Source organism: Pedobacter ginsengisoli (assembly GCF_030244015.1).
Taxonomy (GTDB): domain Bacteria; phylum Bacteroidota; class Bacteroidia; order Sphingobacteriales; family Sphingobacteriaceae; genus Pedobacter; species Pedobacter ginsengisoli.
Map to the genome: position 1 here is coordinate 1,037,901 of NZ_JASSYX010000001.1, position 21,249 is coordinate 1,059,149.

General features: G+C 43.1%; 12 protein-coding genes. 10 read left to right on the forward strand and 2 right to left on the reverse strand.

Annotation, left to right across the window (positions count from 1 at the left end; all coding sequences use genetic code 11):
• Nucleotides 1-9: 9 nt before the first annotated feature.
• Both QEP08_RS04505 and QEP08_RS04510 read left to right on the forward strand, forming a co-directional pair.
• On the forward strand, nt 10-2,787 hold the full coding sequence (locus QEP08_RS04505) for a family 78 glycoside hydrolase catalytic domain (protein WP_285056196.1): 2,778 nt from the start codon (nt 10-12) through the stop codon (nt 2,785-2,787).
• Nucleotides 2,788-2,792: 5 nt separating this feature from the next.
• A complete protein-coding gene (locus tag QEP08_RS04510; protein ID WP_285056198.1) occupies nt 2,793-5,558 on the forward strand; it encodes a family 78 glycoside hydrolase catalytic domain in 2,766 nt (921 codons plus the stop codon).
• Here the strand turns inward: QEP08_RS04510 and QEP08_RS04515 are convergent.
• Entirely contained in the window at nt 5,553-6,443 is an 891-nt protein-coding gene (locus QEP08_RS04515) for an AraC family transcriptional regulator (protein WP_285056200.1), read from the reverse strand. The two genes, QEP08_RS04510 and QEP08_RS04515, sit on opposite strands and share 6 nt — an antisense overlap.
• 203 nt (nt 6,444-6,646) lie before the next feature.
• On the opposite strand from QEP08_RS04515, the gene QEP08_RS04520 reads away from it, so the two are divergent.
• From QEP08_RS04520 to QEP08_RS04555, 8 genes are all read left to right on the forward strand, one after another.
• Nucleotides 6,647-7,741, forward strand: coding sequence for a Gfo/Idh/MocA family protein (locus tag QEP08_RS04520; RefSeq protein WP_285056202.1), 1,095 nt, complete (start codon nt 6,647-6,649; stop codon nt 7,739-7,741).
• A gap of 16 nt (nt 7,742-7,757) precedes the next feature.
• The gene (gene ilvD, locus QEP08_RS04525) at nt 7,758-9,497 is read left to right on the forward strand and encodes a dihydroxy-acid dehydratase (RefSeq protein WP_285056204.1); all 1,740 of its coding nucleotides are present in this window, start codon (nt 7,758-7,760) and stop codon (nt 9,495-9,497) included.
• Entirely contained in the window at nt 9,487-10,344 is an 858-nt protein-coding gene (locus QEP08_RS04530) for an amidohydrolase family protein (protein WP_285056205.1), read from the forward strand. Before ilvD ends, QEP08_RS04530 begins: the two co-directional genes overlap by 11 nt.
• 105 nt (nt 10,345-10,449) lie before the next feature.
• Entirely contained in the window at nt 10,450-13,659 is a 3,210-nt protein-coding gene (locus QEP08_RS04535; protein ID WP_285056207.1) for a SusC/RagA family TonB-linked outer membrane protein, read from the forward strand.
• An 11-nt stretch (nt 13,660-13,670) separates the two neighbouring features.
• On the forward strand, nt 13,671-15,584 hold the full coding sequence (locus tag QEP08_RS04540) for a RagB/SusD family nutrient uptake outer membrane protein (protein ID WP_285056209.1): 1,914 nt from the start codon (nt 13,671-13,673) through the stop codon (nt 15,582-15,584).
• Nucleotides 15,585-15,605: 21 nt separating this feature from the next.
• Entirely contained in the window at nt 15,606-16,793 is a 1,188-nt protein-coding gene (locus QEP08_RS04545; protein WP_285056211.1) for a DUF5000 domain-containing lipoprotein, read from the forward strand.
• Nucleotides 16,794-16,828: 35 nt separating this feature from the next.
• The gene (locus tag QEP08_RS04550; RefSeq protein ID WP_285056212.1) at nt 16,829-18,025 is read left to right on the forward strand and encodes a DUF4998 domain-containing protein; all 1,197 of its coding nucleotides are present in this window, start codon (nt 16,829-16,831) and stop codon (nt 18,023-18,025) included.
• Nucleotides 18,026-18,031: 6 nt separating this feature from the next.
• Nucleotides 18,032-19,921 carry a beta-N-acetylhexosaminidase gene (locus QEP08_RS04555; RefSeq protein WP_285056213.1) on the forward strand — a complete coding sequence of 630 codons (1,890 nt, stop codon included), beginning with the start codon at nt 18,032-18,034 and terminating at the stop codon, nt 19,919-19,921.
• Between the two features lie 12 nt (nt 19,922-19,933).
• Here the strand turns inward: QEP08_RS04555 and rhaT are convergent, their stop codons facing one another.
• Nucleotides 19,934-20,989 carry an L-rhamnose/proton symporter RhaT gene (gene rhaT / locus QEP08_RS04560; RefSeq protein ID WP_285056214.1) on the reverse strand — a complete coding sequence of 352 codons (1,056 nt, stop codon included), beginning with the start codon at nt 20,987-20,989 and terminating at the stop codon, nt 19,934-19,936.
• Nucleotides 20,990-21,249 lie beyond the last annotated feature (260 nt).

The window sequence follows — 21,249 nt, forward strand, 5'->3', positions numbered from 1 at the left end:
TTATACTCAATGAGATTATTTAATAAATTAAATATTGGATTTGTCATCGCAATACTACTTCATTACAACCTTCTACATGCGGCCGGCAAGACGGAATTAAAAACAGACCGCCTTACCTGTGAATACATCGTTAACCCATTAGGCATTGAAGTCATAAAGCCCCGGTTGAGCTGGACGCTTCTGAGTATAGTTCGGGATCAACAGCAGACTGCATATGAACTGATCGTAAGCGACAACATAGAGGATATAAAACAAATAAAGGGAGGAGTATGGAGGACCGGCAGAGTTTTATCCTCCCAGAATGTCCACGTGGTTTATGAAGGAAGTCCCCTCAAGTCATTTACACGTTATTACTGGCGTGTAAAAGTATACGGCAAAAACGGGAAATCATCACGTTGGAGTGAGCCTCAATGGTTTGAGACAGCGATGCTAAATGCCACTGACTGGCAGGGTAAATGGATAGGTGATGGCAGTAAGCAATTTGAAAAAGATGAGGATTTTTATAAAAATGATCCGATGCCTTTGTTGCGGAAAACGTTTAATGCAGAAAAAAAACTGGCTTCTGCCAGACTGTATATAAGTGGAATTGGTTATTATGAAGCTTTTATAAATGGTGAAAAGGTAGGTGATCATGTTCTCGATCCAGGCTGGACCTCTTACGGCAAACGCGTTTTGTACAGTGTATATGACATTACGTCTCAATTGAATAATGGTTTAAATGCAGTGGGTATCATGCTTGGAAATGGCTGGTATAACACTTTGCCTCTGCGATTTTGGGGTGGAATTAATTTGCGGAATGCGCTGGTTTCCGGAAGACCATGCGTAAAAGCGATGATCAGGCTTCAATATACAGACGGATCAATAGCATTGGTACCTACAGATGAAAGCTGGCAGACGGCAAAAGGTCCTATCATCAGGAACAGTATATTTCTTGGTGAACATTATGATGCGCGGGCTGAAAAGGAAAATTGGAATACCATTAAGGCAAATACTTCTGATTGGAAAAACGCAATTGAAGCAGAGGGCCCAAAAGGAATATTGTCTGTGCAGGTGCAGCCCCCTATACGTGTTACCAAGATTATCAGGCCGATCTCAGTAAATGAGATCAAGCCAGGGGTTTTTATTTTTGATATGGGTCAGAATTTTGCCGGTATAGCGCGCTTTCGTGTAAAGGGACCTGCAGGAACACATGTGAAGGTGAGATATGGCGAAGATAAATATGCGGATGAGAGTCTGAACGTAATGACTGCGGTGGCTGGACAGATCAAAGGAGGAAACGGCGGGCCGGGTGCGCCGCATATAGCCTGGCAGGAAGATAGTTACATTTTAAAAGGATCGATAGCAGAGGAATGGTCTCCGAGGTTCACATTTCATGGTTTCAGGTTTATCGAGGTTACAGGTTGGCCGGGTAAGCCAGGTTTGTCCGACATAGAAGGACTCAGGATGAACGCTGACCTTCAGGAACACGGAACTTTCAGTTCATCAAACGAAATGTTTAATAAGCTGGATACCAATATAAAATTCACTTTTCTCAGCAATGCCTTTAGTGTTCAGTCTGACTGTCCGGGAAGGGAAAAGCTCGGCTACGGAGGAGATCTTTTCTGTACTACTGAATCATTTATGTATCACTACGATATGGCGGGATTTTATCGCAAAGTTGTCAAAGACTTTACCGACGATCAACAGCCATTAGGGGGGATAACTGAAACAGTTCCATTCGTGGGTATTGCGGATGCCGGTCCTGGTGATAAATCCGGTCCGCTGGGCTTTCAGATCGGATTTCCCTATCTGATTAAAAAGTTGTATGATTTTTACGGAGATAAGCGGCTGATAGAGGAAAACTATTCAGCATTGACCAAACATATAGAATTTCTGGAATCACGTACCAGTGATAACCTGTTTACCACAGACCTTGGCGACCATGAGTCACTCGACAATAAGTCTATACCGCTCACTGCATCAATATTTTATTACCTGCATGCCAAACTAATGAATAAGTTTGCGGGGATACTCGAAAAGCAAGATGATGAAGCCAGATATGCTGCTCTGGCAAAAAAAATACAGAATACCATAGGAGAAAAGTACTATGATGCGGAGAGCGGGAAATTTGAAAAAGGAACACAAACAGCACAGATTTTTGCATTATGGTCAAAGATCGAAAAAGAAGGAACTCAAGATAAAGTAGTATCTGTACTTTTATCAGAATTTGAAAAGAAGAACTGGCATTTGTCAACCGGAATCTTTGGTACAAAAATGCTTTTTGATGTATTGAGAAACATCGGGCAAAATGAAATGGCCTATCGCATCGCCAATCAGCGCGATTTCCCCGGCTGGGGTTATATGATAGCCAACGGAGCTACTACGGTATGGGAAACCTGGGCCGCTTCAGACAATACGTTCTCTAAGAACCACCCGATGTTTGGATCAGTAGGAGAGTGGTTCTATCGGTCTTTGTTAGGTATCAATGCCGCAGCGCCTGGTTTTAAAAAGATTGTAATTAAGCCACAGCCTGCCGGTGATTTGAAGCATGCTGAAGGCAGTTATCGCTCTCCATATGGTAAGATAGGATCTTCATGGGAGGTAACTGATCAGCGGTTTAAACTAAATGCAGAAATACCGGTAAATACTACCGCCGAGATCTGGGTGCCGCTTAAGTACGGCGAACAGATCACAGAAAGTGGGAAGCGCATTTCAGATGCTGAGGGAGTTGTCATGCTCAGAAAGGAAAATGGTTACGCTGTTATGCAGGCGGGGTCGGGTAGCTATTCTTTTGTAACTACTAAATAGCAGCAATGAGCACCTTTGGTAAATGTGTACTGATCTTAAGCTTGTGCGTAAACGCCTTCAATGCGTTGGCTTCGCTGCGACCGGTTAACCTAACAATCGAATATAAAAAAAATCCACTTGGCATAGCCGCTCCAAATCCGCGGTTCGGCTGGTGGATAAATACAGAACGGCCAGTTGTGAGACAAAGTGCCTGTCAGATCCAGGTAGCGCAGTCAAAACAAACCCTTGTAAATAATAAAGCTCTATTATGGGATTCCGGAAAGCGGAACTCCGGCCGCAATGTGTCGGTTTTATATACGGGTCCAGCATTAAAATCTGCTCAAAAATATTATTGGCGTGTCCGGATATGGGACCAGACGGGAAAAGCATCAGTGTGGAGTGACGTGGCTGAGTTTTCTATGGGTATTTTAACACCAGAGGAATGGTCGATGGCTAAGTGGATAGCTTATGAGGTTTTACCAGATTCTTTAAAAGTTATTCCAGGTGTTCATGCCAGTGGCGACGGGTTGGGCAACAAATTACTGCAGCGTGCCGTCAATCCATATTTCAGGAAATCTTTCGAGCTGAAGAAATCCGTTTCACAAGCCTCAGTTTTCGTTTCAGGAATGGGGCAGTATGAACTGTATCTGAATGGTAAAAAGGTAAGCCCTGATTTCCTGACACCAGGCTGGACGAATTATGAAAAGCGTTGCTTGTATAATACTTATGACGTAACCACGGAACTTCATCAGGGAATGAATGTATTGGGCAGCATAGTAGGGGGAGGATTTTTCTATATAAACAGAGAACGGTACCGTAAAGTTGTGTCCGGATATGGTTACCCGATGCTTAGGATGATATTGCAGATCCGATATACCGATGGAAGTACGACTCAGGTAGTGACTGATGAAAGCTGGAAAACAGCTGCATCCCCGGTAATCTATTCAAGTATATACGGCGGAGAAGATTATGATGCAAGGCTGGAACAGAAAGGCTGGAATCAAAAAGGATTCAAAGATGCCGGCTGGAGAACTGTGAAGATCACAAAGGGACCAGGTGGAAAAATGGCTGCGCAAATAGAATACCCTGTGCAGATTATGGATACCATAGCTGTTAAAAAAATATCGGTCCCTGAAGCTGGTAAGAACATTTACGATTTTGGCCAGAATGCTTCAGGCGTCGTATCCATAAAGGTTAGGGGAAGAAGAGGAGATAAAATCAAAATTACTCCATCAGAACTACTTACTGACAAAGGCTTGATTACCCAAAAGAGTTCTGGAGAGAATTTCTATTTTGAATATACCCTGAAAGGGAATGGCGTTGAAGAATGGACCCCAAAATTTACTTATTATGGTTTTAGATATGCAATGATAGAGGGTGTCAGCCCAATTGCAGTTAAGTTTTTGCATACACGCAACAGCGCTCCGGGCGCCGGCTCATTTTTATCGTCCAATAAACTTTTTAATAGCATTTATCATTTGATAAATTGGTCACTGCGCAGTAACATAGTGAGCGTTTCTACCGATTGTCCACATCGAGAAAAGCTGGGCTGGCTTGAGCAGGCACACTTGATGGGAGAATCGCTAAAATATAATTATGATGTATTTCACCTTTATAATAAAATTGTGGACGACATCATCGAAGCACAGCGACCAGATGGGATGGTCCCCTCTATTGCTCCGGAATTTGTTGAATTTAACGGTCCATTTCGAGATGATCCGGGGTACAGCAGTGCGGCAGTTATTTTGCCATGGTATCTGTATAAATGGTATGGGGATATAGACGCGTTGCGAAGATCATACCCCATGATGAAAAAATACGTGTCCTATTTGCAGCAAAAATCAGTGTCAAACATCATCTCCTACGGACTGGGTGACTGGCTTGACATTGGCCCCAATAGCCCGGGTGTTTCTCAGTTAACGCCCGTAGCACTGACAGCAACTGCATTTTATTACCAGGATGTAGTCCTGCTTGGAAAAATCGCTCAAACCTTGGGAAACAGTGAGGAAGCAAAAACATATGCCTTGCTTGCGGCTGATGTGAAGAAAGATTTTAATACTAAATTCTTTGACAAGACCACTGGTGTTTATGGCTCAGGCAGCCAGACTTCATACAGCATGCCTTTATCTCTGGGGTTGGTAGAAAACTGGCAGGACAAAAAGAAAATATTTGAAAATTTGAAAGATTCAATCCTCGTGCATAATAAAAAAATTACGGCAGGAGATATAGGACACCGGTTCCTGGTGCAGGCATTGGCGCAGGGAGGTGCATCGGATTTGTTATATGAAATGAACAATAGGACAGATGTACCCGGGTATGGCTATCAGATTAAGCATGGCGCTACCGCCCTGGCAGAACATTGGTCAGGCCCGACCGCTGATTTTCTGTCACAAAACCATATGATCTTCGGACATTTAATGGAATGGTTTTACAGTGGCCTGGCAGGTATTAAACAGCCCGACGACGATTCGGGATACAAGAACTTTATCATTGATCCTCAAATTAATGGAAACGATATTGACTGGGTGAAAAGTTCTTATCAGTCCGTAAATGGTGTAATCTCTGTTTCATGGAATAAAACAGGGACTCAATTTAATATGGATGTTACAATTCCTGCAAATTCAAGTGCTGAAGTTTTTCTGCCCGTTTCTGCTGTGGATGGAGTGACGGTAAATGGCCTGGGAATTTTGGCTGCTAAACAAATTAAGAACGTACGGAAGCAGGATGGAAAGCTGGTAATGATGGTGCCATCAGGCAAATACACATTCCGGATGAGCAGGCCTTCTTTATAACGCGGTATTATAACGGGCTTTGTTGTAATATTCTTGCCTGAATGCCTGTGGAGTCATGTTTTTGCGTGATTTAAATTGCCTGTTGAAATAAGAGATGTTGTTAAAGCCACTTTTATAGCAGATTTCTGTGATGCTCAGGTCTTCTTCAATCAGTAATTTACAGGTATGGCCGATACGGATTTCGTTTAAAAAGAAGGTGAACGTATTCCGGGTCCTTTTTTTGAAATACCTGCAAAATGTGGACGGACACATGTGAATAAGTGCTGAAGCTTCATTTATGGTAATCGGTTCCGTAAAATGATTCATTACATATTCGTAGATCTTATTGATGCGTTTCGGATCATTTACATTTACCCCAACCGACGGTCCTTTGTTTGAAAGCAGGGTGTACTCATCAGACTTGGATATAGTATTTAATATGTTCAGTAACTGCAGGAGTCTGTCCATGCCCTTAAGGCCGGTGATCTCTATGATCATTTTTGCCACCCGGTTAGAAAGGTTACCTTTAATCGCAAGGCCCCTCTGAGCTTTTTGCAAAATCTGATGTATTTCAAACATTTCAGGAGAAAGCAAAAAGGTTTCACCTAAAAAGTCTGTGGTGAATTGTAACACGATTGAGGAGGCCCTTAATAAGGGATCATTCTGGTAATAAATGGCATCATTTCTATACCAATGCGGAAGGTTGGAGCCTATTAATACAAGATCACCTGGTTTAAAGTTACTGATCCTGTCGCCAACAAATCGTTTGCCTTCACTTTCTAAAATATAAACCAGTTCGTACTCCGGATGGAAGTGCCATGGGGTATCAAAATAAGCAGACCGAAACTGTTGAACTGCGAAGGATGAGTCAATCGACTCCGGAACCTTTTGTAGAATTGCTTTCATATCTATAATGAATTTAAAAAAATGTTTCCCAACTAAAGAATTAAGTCAAAATAGTATTGTTAAATACTTATTTCGTGTAGGGATTTGGATGGGAATAGGAATAAGTTTGATAGGTGTTAAGATAATTTAACATATAGATTACAAGTGCCAGTAATAAATAAAATAGGTTTGAGTTATTGCTAACTAACCTAAATTTTATGAATATGAAACCCAACCCAGATTTAAATCATAACATTCAAATGCCGGTGAATCCGAGACCTATAGCAATTATAGGAGCAGGAGGTATCGTTCACGATGCGCATTTACCCGCTTATAAAAAAGCCGGCTGGGTGGTGTTTGGTATATATGATCTTTCAAAACCCAAAGCTCAAGATCTGGCCTCTGAATTTGAAATTCCAATTGTGTTTGACTCGATAGGCCAAATGGTACAGGCAGCTCCTCAAGATATTGTATACGACATTGCCGTGCCTGCATCCGTATTAGCAGAGGTATTAGAAATTATTCCCGAAAATGCAGTAATCCTGATGCAGAAGCCCATGGGGGAAAATATTCAGGAGGCGGAGGAGATATTGAGGATTTGCAGAAGAAAGAATTTTACAGCTGCAGTTAATTTCCAAATGCGGTTTATTCCAGCTGTTGCTGCAGCAAAGAAGTTAATTGACAGCGGTGTACTGGGACAGCTCCATGACATAGAAATAAAAATGAACATCTACCATCCGTGGCATCTGTGGGAATTTCTTTTTAAAGTTCCGCGCATGGAAATGCTCTACCATAGCATTCACTATATGGATCTGATGAGGTATTTCTTTGGTAACCCGAAAGGAATATATGCTAAGACGCTGAAACATCCACATATGATGCAGTTGGCTTCTACCCGTTCCACGATCATACTGGAATATGATGATGTAATTAAATCCAACATCAATACCAACCACGGCCATGATTTTGGGCTTAAACATCAGGAGTCATTCATCAAATTTGAAGGCACCAAAGGTGCGATAAAAACCACACTTGGATTAAATATCAACTATCCTGAAGGTGTGCCGGATACATTTGAATACATCACAATTGAAGATAATGAGGCCAGGGAGTGGAAGTCTGTCGATTTTAACGCAAGCTGGTTTCCGGACGCTTTTATAGGTTCTATGGCAAATGTAATGTGTTTTGCCGAAGGATCAGAATCCGTGCTCATCAATGCTGCCGAAAGTGCTTATCAGACGATGGAGCTGGTGGAAGCAGCCTATGCATCCAGCGACGGTGGCGGAAGAGAAATTAAATACAGATACGAACAACAATAAGTAATTCAGGTAATTCATGGAGAGAATATTAAACAGGTATAGCAGAGAAATAACAGAGAACGAAAGTCAGCCATCATCAAGGGCTATGTTGCATGGAGCAGGGTTTACTTCTGCAGACCTAAAGAAGGCACAAGTAGGCATAGCAAGTTCCGGTTATGAAGGAAACCCCTGCAATATGCACTTAAACGAGCTTGCGGTACACATTAAAAAAGGGGTGGATGAAGCTGCTATGAAAGGTTTAATATTTAATACCATAGGTGTGAGCGATGCGCTTTCTATGGGCACTACTGGTATGCGCTTTTCACTCCCTTCCAGAGACATCATAGCAGATTCAATAGAAACAGTCGTGAGTGCCCAATGGTATGATGCCGTGATTCCGGTAATGGGCTGTGATAAAAATATGCCGGGTGCCGTAATGGCGATGTGCCGATTGGACAGACCATCGATTATGGTTTATGGAGGTACCAATGTTTCAGGGTCTTATAACAGCAAAAAAATAAATATTCTCTCGACTTTAGAGGCGTACGGCGAAAAGATTGCCGGTCACATAACTGAGGAAGATTTCGAAGGAATCATCTTAAATGCCTGCCCCGGAGCAGGTGCCTGCGGTGGAATGTACACAGCCAATACCATGTCGGCCGCGATAGAGGCACTGGGACTGAGTCTCCCGTATAGTTCATCTAATCCCGCACTGAGTTCTGAAAAAATTAATGAATGCCTTTCTGTCGGCAAGTACCTTTACCATCTTCTCGAAGAAGATATAAAACCATCTGATATTCTGACGAAGAAATCTTTTGAGAATGCCATCACATTAATTATGACACTTGGGGGGTCCACCAATGCAGTGCTGCACCTGATTGCGATAGCCAGGGCTATAAATATTGATGTTAAGCTTGGTGATTTTCAAAGAATAAGTGATACAACTCCTTTATTAGCAGATCTAAAACCAAGCGGCAGATTTTTAATGGAAGACCTGCACAATGCGGGAGGCATACCGGCGGTTATGAAAGAACTCATGGGAGCCGGTTACCTGCATACAGACTGTCTCACAGTGACTGGTAAGACCCTGGGGGAAAATCTGTCAAGCTTACCGGGGATCGACAAATCCCGTAATATCATGGTGCCTTTTGACCAGCCTATCAAGGCTTCAGGACATTTAAGAATCATGTATGGAAATATTGCCCCTGAAGGTTCCGTGGCAAAGATCACTGGAAAAGAGGGAGAAAAGTTTGAAGGTCCTGCCCGGATTTTTAACGGTGAATTTGACGCAATAGAAGCAGTAAAATTGGGCCAGGTAAAACCAGGTGAGGTTATTGTTGTTAGATATGAGGGGCCAAAAGGAGGGCCGGGGATGCCCGAAATGTTGAAAGTTACCGCTGCGGTAATGGGAGCGGGATTGGGTAAATCAGTTGCGATCATCACAGATGGACGTTTTTCGGGCGGTACACACGGATTTGTTATTGGTCACATTACACCGGAAGCTTTTGATTGCGGTTTGCTTGCTTTGCTTACAGACGGCGATATCATTTCCATTGATGCCGTAAGTAATACCATAGCAGCAAAACTAACTGACGAAGAAATTTTGTTCAGAAAGTCGCAATGGGTGCAGCCAGCCCCTAAATATAAAAATGGTGTCCTATATAAGTACAGCCTTACAGTATCCAATGCATCTACCGGATGCGTTACTGACGAATTTAAAACAGAAAACAGATCTGCTGTCATCAACTCCCTTTTATTAGCTAAAGATGAACACTAGGATTCAAAATATTCCGCTGATTGACTCCCATTTACACCTTTGGGATGTTGAACTACTGGATTATCCCTGGTTACAAGATGTTCCTGAAATCAACAAGTCTTTCTCAATAACGGATTATCAGGATGAGACCAAAGATCTTAATATTGAAAAAATGATTTTTGTGCAGTGCGAGTGCCTCCCGGAACAAAGCATGGAGGAGATCAGATTCGTTGAACAGCAAGCATTAAAAGATCCAAGAATAAGAGGCATGGTCGCCTATGCGCCATTAGAAAAAGGATCTGAAATCATACCTACACTAGCATTATTTAAACAACATCAATTAGTCAGGGGAGTGCGCCGGATGTATGACGATACGCCGGAAATCTGTACGGATCCCGATTTTCTAACTGCTGTCCGTTTACTTCCCGAGTATGGATTAAGTATGGACCTGAGCATTAAACCTTCATCTGCTGCACAGACATTGTTGATGATCCGGGCCTGTCCTGATACGCAGTTTGTCCTGGACCACCTAGGTAAGCCTGACATCAAAAATGATGGTTTTAACAAGTTTAGGCAGGATATGGATGCTTTTGCCTCATTGCCTAATGTTGTAGCTAAGATATCGGGGCTGCTTACGGAAACAAACTGGTATCACTGGTCTGAAGAGGAAGTTGGTAAATATATAGCTTACGCCATAGGCTGTTTTGGACCAGACCGACTGATGTTTGGTGGAGACTGGCCAGTAGTTTTACTGGCCGGCACTTACAATCAATGGCTGCAGACATTGTTTAAATGTGTAAGGAGTTATACAGATGAAGACATTCATAAACTCTTCTACGATACGGCAAATAAAATATATCGCATTTAAAACACTTTTTCAGAAAGAAAGGAGGACTGCTATTATATTTAGATTTCTACTAACCAACGCAACCAAATAAAACTAAAAATTTAAACCTAACCACTTCAAGATATTATGAAATTTCACCAGTATTTTAAATACGGGGGTGCTCTCCGTGTGCCTTTAAAGTCCTTCCTGGTTCCGCTGATTTTGACTGTTTTTATTACAACGACAGCATACGAGGCGAGCAGAGCTGAATCCCTTTCAGACAGTGCCCGGAATAAAAAAATTATTGCTAAACCTGCAGGGTATAAGAAGCTAAACACCGTTTTTAAGGAGATACGAGGAACTGTAAGAGACTCGGCCGGTGTATTGCCGGGCGCCACAATTTCATTAAAGGGCAATCCGAAAATCGGTACCGTGACAGATCCCAATGGTAAATTCATCCTGGAAATACCCAATGATGCAGTGTTGGTTGTAGGCATGATCGGATACCTGACCCAGGAAGTTCCAACAGCAGGAAAAACAAGTGTTGACATATTACTTAAGGTAGATTCCAAAGCTCTGGAAGAAGTTGTAGTTGTGGCTTTTGGCAAACAAAAAAAATCTGATGTCATCGGAGCCGTTTCTTCAGTAAATGTTGCCGACCTTAAAATTCCCTCAAGTAATTTAACGACAGCATTAGCCGGAAGGGTAGCCGGGATGATCGCTTATCAGCGAAGTGGCGAACCCGGGGCAGATAATGCGGATTTCTTTATCAGAGGGGTAACTACTTTTGGGTACAAGAAGGATCCATTGATACTCCTTGACGGGGTTGAGGTCGACAGAACGACCCTTGCTCGTTTACAGCCCGATGATATCGCCAGTTTTTCAATTGCAAAAGATGCGACAGCAACATCCCTGTATGGAGCACGCGGGGCGAACGGTGTTGTTTTGATCACTACCAAAGAAGGTAAGGAAGGCCAGATCAGCATATCTGTCCGTATGGAAAATTCAGTGTCCGCACCTACCAGGAATGTTGAACTTGCTGATCCTGTTACCTATATGAGAATGGGGAATGAAGCCGTGCTCACGAGGGATCCGTTAGGCATGCTGCCTTATTCACAGGAAAAGATAGACAATACAGTTCCTGGAAGCGGCAGTGTCATGTACCCTTCAACAAATTGGCAGGATGCACTTTTTAAGGATTATACAATTAATCAGCGGATCAACATGAATGCCAGTGGCGGTGGCAAAGTGGCCAGATATTACCTTGCGGGAACGCTCAATCAGGACAATGGGGTGTTGAAAGTGAATGGAAAAAACAATTTCAATAACAATATAGACCTTAAAAGTTACTCCCTGCGTTCAAACGTTAACATCAATCTGACTAAGACAACAGAGGCGGTGGTTCGGCTTTCAGGAATGTTTGACGATTATAACGGACCTATTGACGGCGGTACCGGAGTTTACAACCAGGTTATGCATACTAATCCCGTCCTGTTTCCGGCATTCTATGAACCTGATGAGCAGAATGTGGCAACAAAACACATCCTGTTTGGCAATTTTGGCACCGGAGGTTACCAAAACCCGTATGCCAACCTGCAAAGAGGTTATAAAGAATATTCATCATCAAAGATGGATGCCCAGTTTGAGTTAAAACAGGACCTTTCATTTTTAACCGAAGGCCTCTCTCTGAGGGGTTTGTTTAACACTTCAAGATACTCGTTTTTCGATGTAAGCCGCGGTTACAACCCTTTTTATTACAATATTGGATCTTACGACAAAAAGGATGGCACCTATTCTCTTATCGCATTGAACGAAACCGCCGGAACGGAATATCTGGGATATACCGAGGGACAGAAAGAAGTAAGCTCCACAGTTTATATGGAAGCGGCCGCCAACTATAACCGCACATTTGCTGAAAACCATAACATCAGCAGCATGATGGTTTTTATCATGCGGAATAACCTTCGTGGTAATGCCGGGGACCTGCAGAGTTCATTGCCATTCCGTAACTTAGGTGTCTCGGGAAGGCTTACTTATTCCTACAAAAGCAAATATTTTGCTGAAGTAAACTTTGGATATAATGGTTCTGAGCGCTTCTTTGAAACAAACCGATTTGGCTTTTTTCCTTCTGCCGGCATTGCCTACAGTATATCAAATGAGAAATTCTGGGAACCAGTGTCCCCTTATATCTCCAAGCTGAAATTTAGGGCTACTTACGGACTCGTTGGAAATGACGCTATCGGGAATGATTACGATCGTTTCTTTTACCTGTCAAATGTAGATATGAATTATGGTGCCATCGGATTTGGAACCGATAATGGTTATTGGAGGAGTGGTGTGCTGGTAAGCAGGTATGCAAACAACAACATCACCTGGGAAAAAGCCAGAAAGACCAACATAGGTTTTGAAATGAGTTTGTTCAGAAACTTTAATATTGAAGCGGATTATTTTCAGGAATACCGCACCAACATTTTAATGAACAGGGCGTTTATTCCGCCTACCATGGGGCTTTCAGCTGCTGTGAGAGCCAACGTTGGTGAGGCGAGTGCCAAAGGTATCGATGGCTCTATAGATTACACCCAGAACTTCAGCAATACTTTCTGGCTGAAAGCAAGAGGTAACTTTACTTACGCAACCAGCCAGTTTAGGGTAAATGAAGAACCTGACTATAAGGAAACATACCTTTCCAAAGTCGGAAACTCACTTTCACAAAAGTGGGGATATATTGCTGAAAGGCTTTTTGTTGACGATATGGAAGCGCTTAACTCTCCAAAGCAAAACTTTGGTGTGTATGGTGGGGGTGATATTAAATTTCGCGACGTAAACGGAGATGGCCAGGTGACGCCTCTGGATATGGTTCCAATCGGTCATCCTACAGATCCTGAAATTATTTATGGTTTTGGTTTATCAGCCGGGCTAAAAAGTTTTGACCTTTCTTGTTTTTTTCAGGGCTCAGCACGCTCTTCCTTCTGGATAGATCCGGCTGCAACATCACCATTTGCGGATCAGACGCAATTGTTAAAGGCATATGCGGACAACTATTGGTCGGAAGAAAACAGAAATCTGTATGCACTGTGGCCCAGACTGACACCAAATATCAGTTGGAATAACGCGCAGCCGAGTACCTGGTTTATGAGGAACCAGGCATTTGTGAGGCTGAAATCTGTTGAGATGGGTTATACCCTGCCTAAAAGACTGGTTGAAAAAGTGAAAATCTCCAGTGCGAGGGTCTACATGAACGGATTGAACCTGATGTCTATCAGCAGCTTTAAACTGTGGGACGTTGAAATGGGGGGAAATGGTCTGGGATATCCTGTCCAGATGACTCTGAATGTTGGACTCAATGTTTCATTTTAAAAAATTAGATTATGAAAAAATTAAAGATAGTTTTAGTGCTCTTACTGGTAAGTGCGTCCTTTTCATGCAAGAAGTACCTGGACGTCATTCCCGATAACATTGCAACTATAGAAAATGCTTTTAGTAGTCGTACAACAGCGGAAAAGTACCTTTTTACCTGTTTTATGTATTTGCCTGCTCACGCGAATGTGGACAACGTGGCTTTTTTAACTGGTGATGAATTTTGGTTACCTTATCCACAGGTGGCGCAGTTCCATTTTTTCCAGTCTTTTGAAGATATCGCAAGGGACAACCAAAGTATGGTAGACCCTACACTGAATTTTTGGGATGGTTCGAAGGGCGGAAAGCCAATGTTTCGCGGCATACGTGACTGTAATATTTTTCTTGAAAACATTGATAAAGTACCAGGCATGCAAGAGCGCGAGAAGAAGCGCTGGATTGCTGAGGTGAAATTTTTGAAAGCATATTATCACTTCTGGCTGCTGAGAATGTACGGGCCAATCCCACTGATAAAAGAAAATATACCAATTTCTGCTACTGTTGACGGCGTTAAGGTTCAGCGTGAGCCGGTCGACGCATGTTTTGAGTACATCGTCCAGCTATTGGACGAAGCAACGCCTGATCTGCCACCTTTAATTGAGAATGAATCCTCAGAAAATGGCAGAATTACCCAGCCAATTTCTCTTTCTGTTAAGGCATTGACATTGGTAACTGCTGCCAGCCCTTTATTTAACGGCAATACAGATATGGCCAATTTCCGGGATAAGGACAACAGGCAGCTTTTCAGCACCACACCAAGTAATGACAAATGGAAGGCTGCAGCGGATGCCGCCAGAGCAGCAATCGATGCCTGCCATACCGCCGGCGCTAAACTGCATGTGTATGCCCCGGTAGTGAACACCTTTGATTTATCAGATACTACAATTACTCAGATGAGCATCAGGAACAGTGTTACTGAAAAGTGGAACCCTGAAGTAATCTGGGCGAATACAAATAGCATGGCTGTACAAATACAGGCACTGTCACAGGCATTCATCGATCCGGCCAGAACATCCAACATGGGCGCCAGGTCAATGCTTGCGCCAACTTTAAAAATGGCTGAGCTATTTTATACTAACAATGGAGTGCCGATCAACGAAGACGAAAGCTGGGATTATGCGGGCCGCTACAGCGTAAAGACAGTTGCGGTAGAAGACAGGTTTAATCTTCAGGTGGGTTATAAAACAGCTTCTTTACATATAAACAGGGAAAATAGGTTTTATGCAGACCTTGGTTTTGATGGCTCCGTTTGGTATGGACAAGGTAAATACAATGATAAGCAACCCTGGTTTGTTGAAGGACGGACCAATCAGACAGCCGGTAAACGAGGTATCTCTTTATATTCTATTACGGGATACTGGCCTAAGAAACTCGTGAATTTTCAGAATATCATTGAAGCAGGCGATGGAGGCCCGTATACTATCAAACCATACCCCTGGCCGGTAATCAGACTTGCGGATGTTTATTTGCTTTATGCAGAAGCACTCAACGAATCCATGGGGCCATCTGCTGAAGTCTATAAGTGGATCAATCTTGTAAGAACAAGAGCAGGACTCGAATCTGTAGAGAAATCATGGTCTGAACACTCAAGGATTAAAGATAAATACCTTAGTAAGGACGGCTTAAGGTCAATTATTCAACAGGAAAGACAAATTGAACTGGCTTTTGAAGGCCAGCGATATTGGGATATCCTCAGGTGGAAAAAAGGCAGGGATGAATTTAACGGCCCGGTTAAAGGCTGGGATATTGACCAGGAAGCACCTGAATATTACTACAGGATAAGAACGCTCTTCAACAAGAAATTCAGCAATAAGGACTATTTCTGGCCTATCAGTGAAAATAACCTGATTGTAAATAATAAGCTGGTACAAAATCCAGGCTGGTAACATTAATTAAATTTTGTCTATATGAACAATTTTAAATATTTATTGACATTAGGTATGGCTTGTTTTGCACTAGGTGCATGCAAAGTAGATACACCGGCCCCTCTGGATAAAGATAAAGGCGCACCTTCCCCGGTTACTAATGTGAAGGTAGAGAATCTTCCGGGAGCAGCAAAAATAACCTATCGTCTTCCAAATGATGCAAAGCTACTTTATGTAAAGGCAGAATGTATGATCAATGGCAGAATGGTTGAAGCGAAATCATCTCCTTACAATAACGAGTTGTTGATCGAAGGATTTGGATCCGCAGGAGAAGCCGAAGTCAACCTATACTCTGTTAGTGTGAGTGAAACCCGCTCTCAGCCGTTGACGGTTAAAGTTAGCCCGCTCACACCGCCTTACGAGAATGCTTTTAACAGCCTCAGCCTCCGCGAAACGTTTGGAGGTGCCAATGTAGGATTTGAAAACCCGACGGAAGCAAATTTGGTGATCAATGTGCTGGCACAACAAGATGACGGGGAATGGAAAACAGCAGAAACTTTTTATACAAAGAAAGCAAACGGCGTATTTTCCGCGCGTGGTTTTGAACCGGTTCCAAGAAAATTTGCTGTATTTATAAAAGATAGGTGGAACAACTATTCGGATACACTGATGAAGGAACTTGTACCGATTTTTGAGAAACAACTGGATCGAACAAAATTCAGAGAATTTAATTTGCCAACAGATCAGCTTGCAGCTTTTGGCTGGACAATGCCATATATATGGGACGGTATCATTGTTAACAATACAAACGTCGACAAGCCTGGATTTCACACATCTCCGAACGGGGTCTGGCCACAATGGTTCAGCTTTAGTTTGGGCGTAAAAGCTAAGTTAAGCCGTTTTAAATACTGGCAACGCGGATCCTGGGTAGCCTTTACCGACCGGAATATCAAGAAATTTGAGATATGGGGAAGCAATAATCCAGCAGCCGATGGCAGTTGGGATAGTTGGACTAAGCTTATGGATGGCACATCTGTCAAACCTTCAGGCCTTCCCATAGGAACTAACTCCCCTGAAGATATTGCATTAGTTGGAGCAGGAGAGGAGTTTATATTCCCGGAGAATACCCCGGATGTAAAGTACATCAGAATAAAAGTACTGGAGACATGGAGTGGTGCAAAGTCATTCTATATTATGCAGGTAGGGTTCTGGGGAGCTGAACAGCCTTAATTAATTAAAGTATACATACTATTAAAAATTGTTGTATGAAACATATATTTATAAATATTGCCAGTTTTGTTTTACTATCGCTTATAGTTGTTGGCTGTAAAAGGGAAGATGCTTATAAGGATTTTGTAAAAGACGGGGCAATCATTTACCCTGGAAAACCGCTGGGGTTAAAAGCACTTGCGGGAAAGAACCGCGCCAAACTTACATGGGTAGTAATCGACGCCAAGGTTTCCAAATTTAAAATTCATTGGAACAACGGATTAGATTCTCTCGAAGTTCCGGCCATAAGTACAGGTGAGCGGGCAGATACCGTTAACGTTATGGTAGAAAATCTTCCCGAAAATAATTACCTTTTTGAAATTGTCTCCTACGACAAAGATGGCAATAAGTCAATCAAAGAGGAAGTCGCGGCCAAAGTTTATGGCGATGAGTACATCGGTACTTTACTCAACCGTGCGATCAAAAGATCCGGCTCAATGAGTGGGCTTGCTAATGTATATTGGGGTACTCCTGAACAAACAGATGCAGGCGTAGAAGTGAAATATACAGACAATTCAGGGATCCTGCGTAACATAAAAGTCGCAAAAACCGACACTTTGACTTCGCTGCCTAATTACAAAAATGGAACCCGGTTCAGTTACAGAACCCTGTTTTTGCCAGACACTATGTCGTTTGACACAGTGGCAACTGCTTTTGTCACACCGGAAGCACCTGTAATTGCTTATCCGCAGATATCGGCCAGCACATTTAAATCCTATGTCTTGCCTACAGATGCAACTACTGCCTGGGGATGGACACTCCCTATGCTATGGGATAACAATACAGCAGAGGGAAGCGGGTTTCATACAAATGATGTCGCTATGCCGGCACATTTTAGCATTGATCTGGGTGTTGTTACTTCCCTTCATGAAATTAGAATATGGCAGAGGCAATTAACCCTCTATGATGCCGGTAACTTACGTAATTTTGAAATTTGGGGCAGTACTGAACCAGCTGCGGACGGCAGTTTTACCGGCTGGACAAAACTAGGCGTTTTTGAATCAATCAAGCCCTCAGGACAAGCCACCGGATATACTACAGCCGATGCAAATTATGCAAAGGCAGGCGAATCATTTATATTCGCTGACAATATCCCTAATGTGCGCTACATCAGATTTAAAGTGTTTAAGAACTGGCTGGGTAAAAACCCGGGAGCAATACATCTGATGGAAATGAAATTATGGTCTAAATAATATAATATGAATACCAAATTCTTATCACTATGTTTATTTAGCCTCACAGTGGTGCTGGCCGCTCAGGAGATCAGGGCGGCAGCACCGCCAAATGAGGTCAGCCTTATCCCGCAACCGGTAAAAGTCGAAAGGCGAACCGGCACATTTAAGCTCAGCGGCAATACCAGGCTGATTTCCAGCAAATCCAACAAAGAAATAGCTGAGCTGTTTGCCGCTATGTTCAAGGCCCCTACGGGCTTTCTATTGCAACATGCACTTAGCGGACCCGCCGGTATCCAGTTGCTGATCAGCAAAACGCCCAATGTGGTGCTTGGAAATGAAGGATATACGCTTGACGTAACTCCCGGTAAAATTACCATCCTGGCCAATAAACCCGCAGGCTTATTTTACGGCATGCAAACCCTGATGCAGCTGCTGCCCAAGGAAATTGAAAGCCCGCACGTCGTAAAGAATAAGTCCTGGTCGGTACCATGTGTTAAAATTACAGATTATCCAAGATTTGGCTGGCGCGGTCTGATGCTCGATGTGAGTAGACATTTCTTTCCAAAGGAACTGGTTAAAAAATACATTAACCAGTTGGCGAAATACAAAATGAATGTATTCCATTGGCACCTCACGGATGATCAGGGCTGGAGAATAGAAATCAAGAGCTTGCCCAAACTCACCGGGATCGGAGCGTGGCGCGCGCCGAGGGTAGGCCTGTGGTGGACACGCCCTCCACAGGGAGCAAATGAAGCAGCCACCGATGGGGGCTTCTATACCCAGGAGGATATAAAAGAGATTGTTAAGTATGCCCGAAGCCGTTTTGTTACCATTCTCCCGGAGATTGATGTACCTGGCCACAGTCTGGCCGCAATTGCAGCTTATCCGGAGTTGTCCTGCACAGGTAAAGCGTACAAGGTAAATGTAGGTAATCTTTTTTATACAATTGACGACAATGCCCTGTGCCCGGGTAATGATCAGACCTACGATTTTATGAAAAAAGTCATCGATGAGGTAGCCGCCTTATTCCCGGGCGAGTTCATCCACATTGGCGGGGATGAATGCTATAAAGGGTTCTGGAAGGATTGCGCCAAATGCCAAAAAAGAATGAAGGATGAAAAGCTGCAAACAGTTGAAGAACTGCAAAGCTATTTTATCCGGAGGATGGAGACCCTCGTAAAATCCAAAGGCAAAAAGTTAATGGGCTGGGATGAAATATTGGAGGGCGGACTGGCACCAGAAGCAACTGTAATGTCCTGGCGTGGCATGGATGGAGGTGTTACTGCCGCTAAAATGGGGCACAAGGTCGTAATGACGCCTTCAGCTAACTGTTATCTGGACCTTTACCAGGGAGATCCGGCAGTTGAACCTCCGACCTATTCCATGCTCACACTTTCAAGTTGTTATGGTTTTGACCCTGTTCCTAACGGAATATCAGATCCATCACTGATATTGGGAGGACAAGGGAATTTATGGACAGAGTCAGTCCCCAATTACCGTCAGGTAGAATACATGACATGGCCGCGTTCTTTTGCATTGGCAGAAGTATTCTGGTCACCAAAAAGTACAAGAAACTGGGATAGCTTTATTTTTCGGATGGAACAGCAATTTGCGCGGTATGATATGGCACAGGTAAATTATGCCAGAAGCGCTTATGATCCCATTATTAAAGCTGTCAGAGATACCGTTCATAAAGCGGTGCGTATTGCGCTGGATACAGAGATAAAGAAACTGGATGTTTATTACACATTCGATAATACTTATCCGGATAACTTCTCAGCAAAATACAAGGATACGCTATCAGTACCAATAGGTGCGGATCATTTACGTGTGCTGACTTATCGCAACAATAAGCCGATAGGGAAAATGATTACCATCCCGGTTAAAGACCTGGAAAAACGGGCAGGAATGTAAAAGGCAGAGCTGCTAACTGAGCGAATTTCCGTAACCCACCAATACTACAGAGAGAATAATCAGGCCTATCCCAATAAGGATGGTTCTAATTGTTCTCTTGCTTACACCTTTCCATTCTTTATAAAAGAACCCCCACATATTAGAAACCAGGATGATGAACGCCATGTGCAGAATCCAGGAACTTGCCCCATTCCCAAGCTTGCTTTCACCCATTCCATAAAAGAAATATTGCATAAACCAGGTGGTGCCTGCCAGCGCGGAAAAAAGATAGTTCCTGGTAAGTGGTGCTGTTTTATTCGTATAATCACCAAAGCTTTTATTTCTGGTGTTAAGGACCATGCACCAGATGAAATTGGTGGTCAGTCCGCCCAGCATCACCACGATAAAAGTAGTATTGTTTCTGAAAAGCTGATTTGCTCCCGCAGCCTCGGTTGCATCAGATATATCATGACCAGCAGTAATTGCAAAGCTCATGCATGCGCTCATGATGCCGGAAAATACTGCGACCAACAATCCTTTTTTAAGATTAAATTCTTTTACACTCTCTTGCTTTTGTGCGGTGGATAGTTCCAGTTCTTTTCTCATGCCGGCCTTTCCGCAAATGGCAATGCCAAACAGACAAACTGCTACACCAAGAAGCACGGTCAGTCCGCCGGGAGTACTGAGCATATAAGACAGGCTGCCCGTCGGGTCGTCAGATACTATGTCCTGGTAAACAGGAGGGATGAGCGCCCCAAATGCAGAGCAGAAACCAAGGGCGACGGACATACCCAGCGACATGCCCAGGTACCTCATGGCCAGTCCGAAGGTGAGTCCGCCAATACCCCACATTGCCCCCAGAAAGTAAGTCCAGAACAACGTGGAAGTACTTGTGTTTTTGATGATATCCGCAAAGCCGGGAACAGTAAGCCAGGCAGATATCACCGGCACAAAGAGCCATGAGAATATACCCCCGACTATCCAATAGCTTTCCCAGGACCAGCCTTTTACTTTTTTGTATGGAATATAGAAGCTCCCGGAAGCAAAGCCGCCGATAAAATGAAAAATGATACCAAAAATCGCTTGCATGTATGTGTTTTATATTTATACAGTAAAATACTAAGATTATAAAAAGATAGGAGGCCAGGTAATACATTAAGGACAATTCTTAATACAATCTTGACATTTTGAGATAGTGTCTGTTATGCATTTAGTAGTAATGATCTTTAATATTCTGCTGTCCGGCAATTTTATGGCACCAAACAGGATCTGAACCCTGTACCTCTGGCTGTTAACCTTTTAAACTGCAAAATGCACTGCTACTAAATGAAAAAAATGCATAGATATAA